Origin of the sequence: Massilia sp. ST3, from assembly GCF_018119405.1 — a bacterium.
Classification (GTDB): domain Bacteria; phylum Pseudomonadota; class Gammaproteobacteria; order Burkholderiales; family Burkholderiaceae_D; genus Telluria.
Genome location: NZ_JAGPWC010000032.1, coordinates 14759 through 27480, shown reverse-complemented (window position 1 = coordinate 27480; position 12722 = coordinate 14759). Strand labels below are relative to the sequence as shown.

General features: G+C 66.3%; 14 protein-coding genes. 8 read left to right on the top strand and 6 right to left on the bottom strand.

Annotated elements, in window-relative coordinates:
* The first annotated feature begins 60 nt into the window (after positions 1-60).
* A complete protein-coding gene (locus KBW98_RS12945; protein ID WP_211520555.1) occupies positions 61-687 on the top strand; it encodes a DUF6058 family natural product biosynthesis protein in 627 nt (208 codons plus the stop codon).
* A 25-nt stretch (positions 688-712) separates the two neighbouring features.
* Here the strand turns inward: KBW98_RS12945 and KBW98_RS12940 are convergent, their stop codons facing one another.
* Entirely contained in the window at positions 713-1474 is a 762-nt protein-coding gene (locus KBW98_RS12940) for an RNA methyltransferase (protein WP_211520554.1), read from the bottom strand.
* Positions 1475-1664: 190 nt separating this feature from the next.
* On the opposite strand from KBW98_RS12940, the gene KBW98_RS12935 reads away from it, so the two are divergent.
* The 6 genes from KBW98_RS12935 (at position 1665) to KBW98_RS12910 (ending at position 7108) form a co-directional block, all read left to right on the top strand.
* Entirely contained in the window at positions 1665-2444 is a 780-nt protein-coding gene (locus tag KBW98_RS12935; RefSeq protein WP_211520583.1) for an inositol monophosphatase family protein, read from the top strand.
* Between the two features lie 285 nt (positions 2445-2729).
* On the top strand, positions 2730-4079 hold the full coding sequence (locus KBW98_RS12930) for a DEAD/DEAH box helicase (RefSeq protein ID WP_211520553.1): 1350 nt from the start codon (positions 2730-2732) through the stop codon (positions 4077-4079).
* Between the two features lie 350 nt (positions 4080-4429).
* Positions 4430-5215, top strand: a complete 786-nt coding sequence (gene hyi / locus KBW98_RS12925) for a hydroxypyruvate isomerase (RefSeq protein ID WP_211520552.1) — start codon at positions 4430-4432, stop codon at positions 5213-5215.
* Between the two features lie 54 nt (positions 5216-5269).
* On the top strand, positions 5270-5635 hold the full coding sequence (locus KBW98_RS12920) for a VOC family protein (RefSeq protein ID WP_211520551.1): 366 nt from the start codon (positions 5270-5272) through the stop codon (positions 5633-5635).
* 86 nt (positions 5636-5721) lie between these two features.
* Positions 5722-6573, top strand: coding sequence for a hypothetical protein (locus KBW98_RS12915; protein WP_211520550.1), 852 nt, complete (start codon positions 5722-5724; stop codon positions 6571-6573).
* Positions 6574-6583: 10 nt separating this feature from the next.
* Entirely contained in the window at positions 6584-7108 is a 525-nt protein-coding gene (locus KBW98_RS12910; protein WP_229429161.1) for a hypothetical protein, read from the top strand.
* 122 nt (positions 7109-7230) lie between these two features.
* Here the strand turns inward: KBW98_RS12910 and phbB are convergent, their stop codons facing one another.
* From phbB to KBW98_RS12885, 5 genes are all read right to left on the bottom strand, one after another.
* Entirely contained in the window at positions 7231-7974 is a 744-nt protein-coding gene (gene phbB, locus KBW98_RS12905; protein WP_211520549.1) for an acetoacetyl-CoA reductase, read from the bottom strand.
* 118 nt (positions 7975-8092) lie between these two features.
* Complete coding sequence (locus KBW98_RS12900) at positions 8093-8653, bottom strand: hypothetical protein (protein ID WP_211520548.1); 561 nt, start codon at positions 8651-8653, stop codon at positions 8093-8095.
* 91 nt (positions 8654-8744) lie between these two features.
* Positions 8745-9632, bottom strand: a complete 888-nt coding sequence (locus KBW98_RS12895) for a zinc-dependent peptidase (RefSeq protein ID WP_211520547.1) — start codon at positions 9630-9632, stop codon at positions 8745-8747.
* A 14-nt stretch (positions 9633-9646) separates the two neighbouring features.
* The gene (locus KBW98_RS12890) at positions 9647-10396 is read right to left on the bottom strand and encodes a glutathione peroxidase (protein WP_211520546.1); all 750 of its coding nucleotides are present in this window, start codon (positions 10394-10396) and stop codon (positions 9647-9649) included.
* Between the two features lie 228 nt (positions 10397-10624).
* Positions 10625-11239, bottom strand: coding sequence for a winged helix-turn-helix domain-containing protein (locus KBW98_RS12885; RefSeq protein WP_211520545.1), 615 nt, complete (start codon positions 11237-11239; stop codon positions 10625-10627).
* A gap of 404 nt (positions 11240-11643) precedes the next feature.
* On the opposite strand from KBW98_RS12885, the gene KBW98_RS12880 reads away from it, so the two are divergent.
* Complete coding sequence (locus tag KBW98_RS12880; RefSeq protein ID WP_211520544.1) at positions 11644-12690, top strand: OmpA family protein; 1047 nt, start codon at positions 11644-11646, stop codon at positions 12688-12690.
* The last annotated feature ends 32 nt before the right edge of the window (positions 12691-12722 follow it).

Here is a 12722-nt window from a genome sequence, read left to right as displayed (position 1 = left end):
AGCAGCATGCTTCGATGCGCAGCGAAGCGTCATGCGCCGCTACCCGGCTAACATGGCCTCATGGAACTCATCGACTACCTCGACCGGCATTTCTTCACCCGCGAACAACTGCTGGCCTGCGCCGGCGTGAGCGGCGCGCATCTCGACAGCCTGGTCCGCGACGGCGCGACGCCGCAGCCGTCCTATCGGCTGCGCCTTGCGCTCGGTTGCGATTCCTTCTTTGGCGCGCATGCCGAGGAACACGCGATCGCGTATTACGCGAAGGGTTGTGCAGCCTGGATCGGCGCGCTCGGAGCAACCGAGCTGGCGCCGTTCACGCTGTTCGCGCGCCGCTACCGCGAGGCGCTGGCGGCCCTGCCCTTGCGCAGCCTGGATGCGAAACTGAACGCGGGCCTGGAGGCGCACCTGCGCGAGGAATGGCGCCACTTCCTGGACGGGACCTACGGCCTGTGCACCCGGACGGGCCTGCCGGAAGACATCGCAGCGAAAGAGCTGGCCATCTGCGTGATCCGCGAGGAGACAGGCTCACAGGCCGCCGACCTGGCGCGCCTTAAGGAGGCGGTGGATGTGCTGGACCGGGCCAGCAGCCCGTTCGCGCCGCACGATCGGGCGCGCAGTTCGCGCCGGCGCTACGTGGACGCGGTCCGGGCCCGCTACGGATTCGAACTAAACAATATTTGCAGTTAGCCGCCGCGATGCAAAGACTGTTTGCCTAGTTTTTCGGCGCGTGCTTGAGGATCTGGCGCGCGATGCCGCGCAGGATGTTGACCTCTTCGGTCTCCAGCTGGGTGCGCGCGAACAGGCGCTTCAGGCGCGGCATCAGCTTGCCGGGATTGCCGGCCTTGAGGAAGCCGACCGCCGCCAGCGCTTCTTCGAGGTGCGCGTACATGCCTTCGATCTGCGTGACGCTGGCCGCGTCGCCATGGAAGCCCACGCCGCGCAGGTCGACGCCGTCGCCGGTGGCCGCCAGGCGCGCCTCGTAGGCCAGCACCTGGGCCGCCTGCGACAGGTTGAGCGAGGAATAATCCGGATTGGCCGGAATGTTGATCAGGACGTTGCACCCCTCGACGATGTGGTTCGGCAGGCCGACCCGCTCGTTGCCGAGCACTACCGCCGGGCGCAGTTCCGGCAGCCCCGCCGCATGGCTCGAGAAGGCGCGCGGCGTCCAGACCGGCGGCGAGAACTCGCGCAATCTGGCCGACACCGCGGCCGCGAAGTTGCAGCCTTCCAGGGCTTCGCCGATGCTGCCCACGATGCGGGCGCCCTGCAGCACGTCGCCCGCGCCGCTGGCGAAGGCCACCGCTTCCGCATCGTTCAGCGGATCCTCGCATTTGGGCGTGACCAGCACCAGGTCGCCGAACCCCATCGTCTTCATGGCCCGCGCCACCGCGCCGATGTTGCCCGCGCGGCTGGTTTCGACCAGCACAAAGCGCAGCCGGGTGAAAAGAGAAGTGTCGGTTTGGGTCGGGTTCATTTACAATAGCGCCATCGCGCGGTGTGCGAACGGTTCGAAAGCGGGTGAGGTTGCAAAACTTTGGCTCGCGATTGTAACGGGTTCGACACCGCTTTGCTCTTTAATTCACTCTCAAAGCTGACCGTTCACAGCGCCTGCGTGCGTTCGTGGGCCGTTCGCGTTTTTTCACGGAAAAGCCTCCATGCACCCAATGCTCAACACGGCCATCAAGGCCGCTCGCCGCGCCGCCACCGTCATCAACCGCGCGTCCTTCGATATCGACCGCATTACCGTCTCTGAAAAGCAACACAACGATTTCGTTACCGACGTCGACCAGGCGGCGGAACAGGCGATCGTCGAGACCCTGCTGAAGGCCTACCCGGGTCACGCGATCCTGGCCGAGGAAAGCGGCGCGTCCAGCAACCTGAACGACGAGAGTGAATATGTGTGGATCATCGACCCGATCGACGGCACCACCAACTTCCTGCACGGCTACCCCAACTACTGCATCTCGATCGCCCTGCAACAGCGCGGCGTGATCACCCAGGCCCTGGTTTACGACCCGGTCCGCAACGACCTGTTCACCGCCACCAAGGGCGCCGGCGCCTACCTGAACGACAAGCGTATCCGCGTGCGCAGCACCGACCGCATCGCGCGCGCCCTGCTGTCCGCCGGCCATGGCCCGGACCCGCGCGCGCTGGCCGAGTACCTGCGCATGTACGAAGTCGTCGCCTCGCGCAGCCACGGCGTGCGCAGCGGCGGCTCGGCCGCGCTGGAACTGGCGAACGTCGCCGCCGGCCGCATCGACGGCTACTTCGAGAAGGGCCTGAAGGTCTGGGATATCGCCGCCGGCGCCCTGCTGGTGACCGAAGCGGGCGGCATCGTCGGCGAGTTCAGCGGCGAGTCGGATTACCTGCACAAGGGCGACGTCATCGCCGCCGGCCCGAAGGTATTTGGGGGGCTGATCCCGCTGCTCTCGCCTTTCGCGTAAAATACCCTCCGTGTTACCGGGATGGCGGCAAGCACTTGCTTGCGACATCCCGCGTCCATCGGCTGAAAGTGCCCCGGTTGTCTGCCACGCGCGATCCGCGTGTCCTCCACAAAACTTTCCATAGTGAAACATTTTCACTATAATCCCGGCTAGCCGCAGCCTTCGATCGTCGAACTGCGGCAGCGTCCGGGCGGGATGCGGCTCGGCCGCCCGCCTGCACTAATCCGATCCGAGTTCCTGGACTGGCGCCTTCGATGGCGACGGGCCACTCTTTACTGAGAATTTATGTCCTTTTCTACACTTGGCTTGTCCGATGTTATCGTCCGCGCGGTCACCGAACAGGGTTACACCGCCCCGACGCCCATCCAGGCCCAGGCCATCCCCGCCGTCCTGAACGGCGGCGACCTGCTGGCCGGCGCCCAGACCGGCACCGGCAAGACCGCCGGCTTCACCCTGCCGATCCTGCACCGCCTGTCGACCGACAAGGTGGGCGCTACCCTGCGCAACAAGACCGCGCCGCGCGCCATCCGCGCCCTGGTCCTGACCCCGACCCGCGAACTCGCGGCCCAGGTCGAGGAAAGCGTGCGCGTGTACGGCAAGTACACCAACCTGAATTCCGCCGTGATCTTCGGCGGCGTCGGCATCAATCCGCAGATCAAGCTGCTCAAGCATGGCGTGGACATCCTGGTGGCGACGCCGGGCCGCCTGCTGGACCACGCCGGCCAGGGCACCGTCGACCTGAGCAAGATCGAAATCCTGATCCTGGACGAAGCCGACCGCATGCTGGACATGGGCTTCATCCACGACATCCGCAAGGTGCTGGCCCTGCTGCCGCCGAAGCGCCAGAACCTGCTGTTCTCGGCCACTTTCTCGGACGACATCAAGGCCCTGGCCGACCGCCTGCTGAACAACCCGCAATCGATCGAAGTGGCGCGCCGCAATTCGACCGTGGAAGTGATCGCGCAAAAGATCCACCCGGTCGACCGCGACAAGAAGCACCCGATGCTGTCGCACCTGATCAAGTCGAACAAGTGGCACCAGGTACTGGTGTTCACGCGCACCAAGCACGGCGCCAACAAGCTGGTGGAACAGCTGGGCAAGGACGGCATCGGCGCGATGGCGATCCACGGCAACAAGAGCCAGTCGGCGCGCACCAAGGCGCTGGCCGAGTTCAAGGACGGCAGCCTGCAGGTGCTGGTGGCGACCGACATCGCGGCGCGCGGCATCGACATCGACCAGCTTCCGCACGTGGTGAACTACGACCTGCCGAACGTGCCGGAAGACTATGTGCACCGTATCGGCCGTACCGGCCGCGCCGGCGCGACGGGCGAAGCGGTGTCGCTGGTGTGCGTGGACGAGCACCAGATGCTGAAGGACATCGAGAAGCTGATCAAGCAGACCCTGCCGCGTCACGTGATCCCGGGCTTCGAGCCGGACATGAACGCCAAGCCGCAGCCGATCCAGCTGCGCAGCGGCGCCCCGGGCCACGCGAACCGCGGCCGTCCTAACGGCGGCCGTGGCGGCAACCCGGGCAATCCCGGCAACAAACCGCGCACCCCGGGCGGCGCCCCCGCCGGCGCCAAGCGCAGCGGCCCGCGCCCCCCGCAAGCCTCCCGCCCCGCGCGCGCCCGCTAATCTGTTCCCCGGCCGCCCCGAGCGGCCCCTCTCTCCCGAGAATCCCACTAGGGTCAGAGTCGAATTCTTTGGCAACTTTAGGTAATTGCCCAACAATTCGACTCTGACCCTATTTATTTTTTCGCCGGGCGGAAACGAAAAACGGCGAAAACGTAAAGCTCAGCAATTTATCCCCCTCGGACAATAGCCTGCCGTTTAAAAATTGCTGAGGGGCTCGAAAAATAATTGGGGTCGGAGTCGAATTGTTTGGCAACTTTGAGGAATTGCCCAACAATTCGACTCTGACCCCGGTTGAGCGGCTTGGAGCGCGGTTGCGGTAGCATAGGGGTTTGCCGACTTGCGATTCAGCCATGCCCCAGTTCGCCGCCAACCTGAGTATGCTGTTCAACGAAGCGCCCTTCCTGGAGCGCTTTGCGCTGGCGCGGGCGGCGGGGTTCGAGGGGGTGGAGTGCATGTTTCCGTATGGGGTGGAGGCGGACAGCATTGCCCAGCGGCTCGATCGGCAAGGGCTGAAGATGGTGTTGCATAACCTGCCGGCCGGGGATTGGGCGGCGGGGGAACGCGGGCTGGCCTGCGATCCGCGCCGGGTCGGGGAATTCCAGGACAGCGTGGCGCTGGCGCTGGACTATGCGCTCGAACTCGGCACGCCGCGCCTGCATTGCCTGGCCGGCCTGTTGCCGCACGGCGTGGCGCGCGAGCGGGCGCATGCGGCCTATGTCGACAACCTGCGCTTCGCCGCGGCCCGCTGCGCCGAGCACGGGATCGCGCTGCTCATCGAACCCATCAACGACCGCGACGTGCCGGGCTATTTTTTGACGGGCACGCGGCAGGCGGCCGAGGTCATCGCGGAGTGCGGGGCGGCCAACCTGTTCATGCAGTACGACATCTACCACATGCAGCGCATGGAAGGCGACCTGGCCGCCACCCTGCGCCAGCACCTTGGCCTGATCCGCCACATCCAGCTGGCGGACGTGCCCGGCCGCCACCAGCCGGGCACCGGCGAGATCCATTTTCCCTTCCTGTTCCGCCTGCTTGACGAGCTCGGCTATGAGGGCTGGGTAGGCTGCGAATACCTGCCCCTGAGCGAGACCCAGGCCTCCTTCGGCTGGCTGGAAGAATACCGCCGGGGCCGCTAGACAAGCTCATGCCGGTCAGGCAACATCGCTGCTTCCCACCCATCAGGAGCCGATATGATCCAAGGACTGCGCACCGTCATCTACCCCGTCGCCAACCTGGCCGAGGCCGCCGCATGGTATGCACGCGTGGCCGGCAAGGCCCCCTACTTCGACCAGCCCTTCTATGTCGGCTTCGAGATCGGCGGCTTCGAACTGGGGCTGATCCCGGACGGCCAGCCCGGCACCGCCGGCGCCACCGCCTACTGGGGTACCCAGGACGCCGACGCCGAACTCGCCCGCCTGCTGGAGCTCGGCGCCACGGTCGAGTCGCCGGTGGCCGACGTCGGCGACGGCATCCGTGTCGCCACCGTGCGCGATCCCTTCGGCAACCTGTTCGGCGTCATCCAGAATCCGCATTTCGACCCCGCCAAAGTCGCTTAGTTGACCCTCAGCAAGATCAGGCCGATCCGGGTTTGAAAGAATGAGGAGGTTCAGGCCGCCACGTTGCGCGGCCGGGAGGACCTCCGATGCTCCATCGCCTTGCGATCCACCTGGGCCTGGCCGCCAGCCTGCTGCTGGCCGGCTGCGCCACGACCGGTCCCGTCAGCCTGCAGGAGGTGCGCGAGTTCGCAGACGCCTCCGCCCGCCTCGGCGGCTATTCCGAACTGGCGCGCCGCTACCGCGACACCTACGAGCGCGAACAGCCCTACCTGTCGCCCGCGGCCGACAAGCTGGCGCGCGAGAACGACGCCAAGCGCCGCGCCGTCTACGACGATTTCGTCGCCATCCAGAAGACCCTGGTGCTCTACATGCAAACGCTCAGCCTGCTGGCGGGCGACGGCCGCTACGACCTGTCCGAGCGCATCGATGACCTGGGCAATGGCTTGAAGGCGAATACCGATTCCGGCCTGCAGCAGCGCCACATCGCCGCCTATACCGGCCTGACCCGGCTGCTGACGCGGGTCATCGCCTCGGGCTACCAGAACCGCAGCGTCGAGACCATGGTGCGCGACGGCGACGCCGACGTGCAGGTCCTGCTCGACGCCATGATCTCGCTCACACGCCTGTACTACAAGACCAACGAGAATGAGAAGAAGACCGTGCTCGGCATTTTCGATGTCGAGATCCCGTTCTCGACGCGCAGCGCCGACCGCATGCTGGTCACCCTGGCCAAGGTCCATTACCTGAACAAGTCGACCGAATACCGGCTGATCGACCGGCGCTACGAACTGACGCTGCAGGGCTTGACCAAGGTGGCGCTCGGCCACCAGAAGATGCGCGAACACATGAACAAGCTGACCAGCGACGAAGTCCGGCGCCTGCTCGCGAACTACGGCCGCGACCTGCGCACCATCCGCGACAACCTGTCCGGCGATTGAGAGGCCTGCCATGACGAACCCTTCCCCTTCTTCCCACGCCGCCGCGCCCACGAATACGCCGGCGGCGAACCGGCCCGGCGGCGGCCTGTCGAGCGTCGACCAGGTGGTCGAGCTGGCGGACCAGCTGTCGTCCTGCGCCGACCAGCTGCACGAACGCATCATGAAGGAGATCCGCAGCTACGGCGGCGGCAGCGTCCCGGAGAAGGTGCAGGCTGCCATGCGCGCGCTGCTGGAAGACGAGATCCTGCTGCGCCAGCGCGCCAATGGCTTGTACGCCGATGCCGCCATCGTCATCGTGAAAGGATTGGGCAAGCCGCAGAGCCACCTGATGGCGCTCACGGCCGATGCCGCGGAGAAGATCCGCAAGATCGGGCTGATCGGCGAAGTCACCACCCTGGTGGCCGGGCTGCTGGCCTTCGCCGGGGCGGTGACGACCGGCCAGCCGGCGCCGATCCTGCTGGCGCTGGAGAAAATCCACAAGCAGATCAAGCTGATCGAGGCGCAGGCGCCGAAGCCGCCGACAGCGCCGGCGTGATGGACGATCGGCTCCCGCGTGGATTGTTGCCGGCTCCGATCTCGTGCGCGAAAGCTGCACCGCCAACGATCACCGCGTGGGCGGGAGGACCCGCCCACCCTACGGGATAGCCGCTGATTATGTCAGCACATGTGCTGCCCGCCATTGATCGCGATATTCGCGCCGGTCACATAGCCCGCTCCCTCCGACGCAAGGTAGGCCACCAGCCCCGCCACCTCGTCCGGCGCGCCGAGGCGTCCGACGGGGATGCCCGGCAGGATGCGTTCCTTCATCACCTGCGGCGGCACGTCGCGCACCATCCTGGTGTCCAGGTAGCCCGGCGACACGGTGTTCACCGTGATCCCGTGGCGCGCGACTTCCAGCGCCAGGGCCTTGGTGAAGCCGTGCATGCCGGCCTTGGCCGCGGCATAGTTGGCCTGGCCGAAGGCGCCCTGCTGGCCGTTGACCGAGGAGATATTGATCACCCTGCCCCAGCGCCGTTCGATCATCTGCTCGAGCACGTGGCGCGTCATGCTGAACACGCTGTCGAGGTTGGTGCCGAGGACGGCGTGCCAGTCGTCCACGGCCATCTTGCGCAGGCTGCGGTCGCGCGTGATGCCGGCATTGTTGACCAGCACGTCGATGCGGCCGGTCTCGGCCAGCACGCGCGCCACGGCATTGGCGCAAGCGCCGTCGTCGGCCACGTCGGCCTCCACCACCAGCACGTCCACGCCTTCGTCGCGCTGTGCCGACAGCCAGGCATGGCGCTGGCCGTTGGACGGCGAACAGGTCGCTGCAACGAGAAATCCCTCCTGGTGCAGGCGACGGCACACTGCCGTGCCGAGCCCGCCCAGTCCGCCCGTCACCAGGGCTACTTGTTTACTCATGAATCGGTTCCCTTGTCTCAATCCGCCGCGCCGGGCGCGCGGCACGAAATCGGGAGTGTAGGGAAGCCTTGAGGTAGGTCTTTTGAGGGCGATCAATAGATCGCCCTTGACGCCGGCGCTAGGCGATGACGTCGGGCCGGCAAGTGGCGTCGAAATCGGCCCAGTCGCCGTCGACGATGTTGCCCTTGGCCCGCTCGATGCGCTCGGCGCCGAGCTGGCGCAGGATGTCGACGGCCTTGCCCTCCAGGCCGGTATCGTCGAAGGCCACCGCCACCAGCATGCCGGTCAGGCGCGGCGGGATGGCGTTCTCGCCGTCGCCGCCCTTCTCGGCCTCGCCGGCTTCCTTCATCTTGCTGAAACTGAACAGCGAGCCGACGTGGCCGCCGACCAGGCCGCCGACGATCGGGCCCAGCGGCCCGGTGAGCGGGGCCGTGGCGGCGCCGATGGCGAGCCCCACGGCGCCGCCGGTGGCGACACCTTTCACGACCCCTTCCGGGGTTTCCTTGGCCCCGGGCGACAGGATGTTGTCGCCGCCGAGCGGGGTCGTGTCGTGCTGGCCGGGCTGGCTGACATAGAAGCCGCTGATGCGGTCGGCGTCGAACCCGGCGTCGATCAACGCGCGGCGTGCGCGCTCGACGTCTTCCTGAAGCTGTACGTGCCCTGCGATGATGGTGGACATAGCGGTTCCTCCTGGTCGTGGTGGCTCAAGCATGCTCCCGTCGCGCTTTCCGCTCTGTACGCCGACGCACCTAAGCCCAATGAGCTCAGCGTCAGCGCCACTGTCCGTAGACCACGCCGGGCGGGTCCGGTTCCAGCGTGACGGGCGGCGGCGCGCTCTGCCATTGACGCGGATCGATCCGGAAGTACTTGAGGAATTCCGCGTACAGCGCCGGATGGCGCATCGACAGCTGGTGCGGCTGTTCGAAGAAGCTCTCGGTGGCCACCGCGAAGAACTCGGCCGGGCTGCTGGCGCCATAATGGTCGAGCACGCCGGGCAGGCCCCACATGGCGTCGTGGCGCAAGTTGGCAAAGTCGCGCGACAGCACTTCGGACCAGCTGCGGTAGCGCTCGCGGCTGCCCAGGTAGGGGGCGCCGTTGGTGCTGCCCGACTCGCTGTCGAGCTGGTGCGCGAACTCGTGCAGGACCACGTTGTGGCCCGGCGGCTCGGGCTGGCCGGCGCGCCGCACATGGTCCCAGGACAGGATCACGCGGCCATCGCCCCAGGATTCGCCCAGCAGGTCCTGGCGCGCCTCGGTCACCACGCCGGCCACGTCGACCTCCTTGCGCGGCACCAGGAAAGCGCCCGGGTAGACCAGGATCGTGTGCAGCGCCGGATACAGCGCGGCCGGTTCGTCGTCGGCGGCGCGTCCGAGCAGCAGCAGGCAGGCCTGGCCGGCGATGGTGACGCGCATCTCGTCGGTCAGCTCGAGGCCGGCGCAGCCGACGAATTTCTTCTCGAACAGGAATTGCTGGACCATGCGCGCCAGCTTGCGCCGCTGGTTGCCGTCCATGCCAGCATACTGCGCGACGTTGCGCGCCAGCACCGCCACCTGGGCAGGCGGCAGCGGACGCGCCAGCGCGCGGCGCCGGCGCCAGTGCGGCACCAGCCAGGCCAGCAGCACCGCCGTGGCGAGCAGCGCGAGGATCAGGGTGTCCATGGCCATGCCGTCCGTCACTGCGCCCGCTCGGCCAGCCAGGCCGCCAGCTCGTCCGCGCCGCCGATCAGGCGGCCGCCGACGAAGACCTGGGGCCAGGTCAGGCGTCCCGTCACGCCGCGCAGCACGCTGGTGGTGATTTTCTGGTCCTCGGAAATATCGGTGAACACGATGCCGGCTTCGCCGAGCGCGCGCTTGGCACGCGCGCAGTGCGGACAGCCGGGACGCGAGAACATCACGACCGGCTCGGGCACCACGGCCTTCGGGTTCAGGTAGCGCAGCATGGTGTCGGCATCGGACACTTCGAAGGGATCGCCCTCCTTGTCCGGCTCGATGAAGACCTTCTCGACCACGCCGTCGCGCACCAGCATCGAATAGCGCCACGAGCGCTTGCCGAAGCCGAGGTCGCGCTTGTCGACCAGCATGCCCATGCCTTCGGTGAAGTCGCCGTTGCCGTCGGGGATGACGGTGATGTTCCCGGCGTCCTGGCCGGCCTTCCACTGGTTCATCACGAAGGCGTCGTTGACCGAGATGCACAGGATGTCGTCGACGCCATTCGCGCGCAGCACGGGCGCCAGCTCGTTATAGCGCGGCAGGTGGGTCGAGGAGCAGGTCGGCGTGAAGGCGCCGGGCAGCGAGAACACGACCACGGTTTTGCCCTTGAACAGCTCGTCGGTGGTCAGGTCGCGCCACTGGTCGTCGGGACGCGCCTTGAAGGTCACGTTCGGCACGGGTTTTCCCTGCAGCGTTTCGGCACTCGGTAACATCGTCACTCCTTATCGGTTGAACGGGCGGTCCGGGGACCGTCGCATGGCGGACAGGTGAGGATTATTGACCGGTTTCCAAGGTGCCTCGTGCAAATAGTTGTTTACCCAACATCGCCGGATCGGCGCGGCCCAAAAAACAAAACCGCGCCCAGGGCGCGGTGAATGACGACAGCGATCGTCGGACCGGAGCCGGCGCGGGTCTCTGCCGCGCCGGCTCCGGGCGCGCACTCAGGCGCGTTCCTTGGCAGTCTGGCCTGGAGCCGGGCCGAACAGCGCAGCCACCAGCGGATCGCGGGTCACCGGGCTGCGGTTCACGCGGATGGCGTAGTGGGTGTCGTCGGCCAGGATGTGGAAGTGGCGGCCGCTGCCGGCCATGTTCTGCTCGCGCAGGCCCGGCCGCTCCTTGCGCGGGGTGGCGCCTTCGCGCTTCGGCTGGCAGATCGCGGCCAGGAAGGCCTTGACGCGCTCCGGGTCCGGCGAGATCTGGTACACGGCCTTGCCCAGGTAGGTGGCGGTGCCTTCGATGTAGCGCGCCAGCTCGATGACGCCGGCTTCGCGCAGGTCGCGGATGTATTTACGGGCGCCCGACGGCGAGAATTTGAGGAACCAGGCGATCTCGTCGGCCAGCATTTCGTGGTTCGAGAGCTCATTGATCAGCTTTTGCATGTTCTCGATGCGGCGCTGCGTGGCCGAGGTCGAGCGGACGCGCTCGATCGGCGCCAGCGAGATCGGGGCGCGCTCGGTCGGCTGGGGCGGGACGCGCTCGATCAGGGCCGAGTTGCTGGAAGTGTGCACTGCGCCGGTTTCGCCTTGGGCCGCGTTGTGGTGAGTCGTTGCATGCATATTCTTGAGCTCCAATGAAAGAGAGAGACTGTGTGGTCCGGGTCGCTGTGTGTCGTTTGACACCCTGACAACACCTCGGTTCCGCTTAACTGGACTCAAGATTGCCTGCGCCTGCCCGTCCGGTCTGTGCGCCATCCAACATTCGACAACATTCCGACAAGCATTTTTGTCACTCCCACACGCAGGCTTTCGTCACCTTTTTGTTTCCCGTCAAAACACAACGCACCGGATTGGTGCGTTCCGTTGAGAAATGTGGGTTTTCCGTCACTGTTGTAAAATTGCACAGCGCTTTCCACTTGGTGCGCTATCGCACCGAGTTTGCGGAACTTGCACTGTTAATGTTTATCCAACATCCCTGTTTAGGCATGCGATGTCATCTAATTTTTAACCAACGGGAGTTACCTGTGAATAATTCGAAGAAGATCGCCCTGGCTGTGGCACTGCTGTGCTCGGCTGGTGCAACCCTCGCCCAAGAAGCCACCACCGCCAATGTCATCAATCCATCGTGGTACATCCAGCCGAGCGTCGTGCACGCGAAGCCCGACGCTGACTTCGGCGTGGACGAGCGCGACACGGGCGGCGGCCTGAAGTTCGGCAAGGCAGTCAGCGAGCTGTGGGACATCCAGATCGGCGGCACCCACACCCGCTTCGAAGACAACGGCGCGCGCTACCGCCAGACCCTGCTGGGCATCGACGCCCTGCTGATGCTGTCGCGCGGCAAGGTCCGTCCCTTCGTCCTGTTCGGCGCCGGCGCCCAGCGTGACAAGGTCAACAACATCGTCCGCAACGTCAAGAAGACCTCGCCGTACCTGACCGCCGGCATCGGCTTCCAGGCCGACCTGACCCCGCAATGGTCGCTGCAGGCCGACCTGCGCAGCGTGCACGGCCACCTGCGCGACGAAGACAACTTCGGCTTCAGCCGCAGCAACAACAAGTACCTGTCGGTCGGCCTGAACTACGCGTTCAACCCGCCGCCGGCTCCGGTCGTCGCTCCGGCCCCTGCCCCGGTCGCCGAGGCACCGGCTCCGGCCCCGGCTCCTGAACCGGCACCGGCGCCGGCACCGGCCCGCTTCGAAAAAGTCACCCTGGAAGCGACCAAGCTGTTCAACTTCGACAAGGCCGAGATCATCCTGCCGTCGCCGAAACTGGACGAAATCGCCGCCGCCCTGCAGGCCGACCCGAGCGTCACCGACGTCGACGTCACCGGCTACACCGACCGCCTGGGTTCCGAGAAGTACAACCTGGCCCTGTCGGAGCGCCGCGCCAACGCCGTGCGCGACTACCTGGTCAGCAAGGGTGTGGACGCCAACCGCCTGAAGGCCTACGGCAAGGGCGAAGCCAACCCGCTGGTCACCTGCAACCAGAAGAAGCGCGCAGAGCTGATCGCCTGCCTCGAGCCGAACCGCCGCGTCGAAGTCGAGCAGATCACCGTCGAGCGCAAGGTCCAGTAAGACCTGAGCCCTGGCAGTCCCGCATGGGACTG

Excerpts from the sequence above, each read along its gene's own strand:
- KBW98_RS12940 (WP_211520554.1), bottom strand. The coding sequence starts at position 1,474 with ATGAACCCGACCCAAACCGACACTTCTCTTTTCACCCGGCTGCGCTTT.
- hyi (WP_211520552.1), top strand. The coding sequence starts at position 4,430 with ATGCCCCAGTTCGCCGCCAACCTGAGTATGCTGTTCAACGAAGCGCCC.
- KBW98_RS12930 (WP_211520553.1), top strand. The coding sequence starts at position 2,730 with ATGTCCTTTTCTACACTTGGCTTGTCCGATGTTATCGTCCGCGCGGTC.
- KBW98_RS12890 (WP_211520546.1), bottom strand. The coding sequence starts at position 10,396 with ATGTTACCGAGTGCCGAAACGCTGCAGGGAAAACCCGTGCCGAACGTG.
- KBW98_RS12910 (WP_229429161.1), top strand. The coding sequence starts at position 6,584 with ATGACGAACCCTTCCCCTTCTTCCCACGCCGCCGCGCCCACGAATACG.
- phbB (WP_211520549.1), bottom strand. The coding sequence starts at position 7,974 with ATGAGTAAACAAGTAGCCCTGGTGACGGGCGGACTGGGCGGGCTCGGC.
- KBW98_RS12945 (WP_211520555.1), top strand. The coding sequence starts at position 61 with ATGGAACTCATCGACTACCTCGACCGGCATTTCTTCACCCGCGAACAA.
- KBW98_RS12895 (WP_211520547.1), bottom strand. The coding sequence starts at position 9,632 with ATGGACACCCTGATCCTCGCGCTGCTCGCCACGGCGGTGCTGCTGGCC.
- KBW98_RS12885 (WP_211520545.1), bottom strand. The coding sequence starts at position 11,239 with ATGCATGCAACGACTCACCACAACGCGGCCCAAGGCGAAACCGGCGCA.
- KBW98_RS12920 (WP_211520551.1), top strand. The coding sequence starts at position 5,270 with ATGATCCAAGGACTGCGCACCGTCATCTACCCCGTCGCCAACCTGGCC.
- KBW98_RS12935 (WP_211520583.1), top strand. The coding sequence starts at position 1,665 with ATGCTCAACACGGCCATCAAGGCCGCTCGCCGCGCCGCCACCGTCATC.
- KBW98_RS12915 (WP_211520550.1), top strand. The coding sequence starts at position 5,722 with ATGCTCCATCGCCTTGCGATCCACCTGGGCCTGGCCGCCAGCCTGCTG.
- KBW98_RS12900 (WP_211520548.1), bottom strand. The coding sequence starts at position 8,653 with ATGTCCACCATCATCGCAGGGCACGTACAGCTTCAGGAAGACGTCGAG.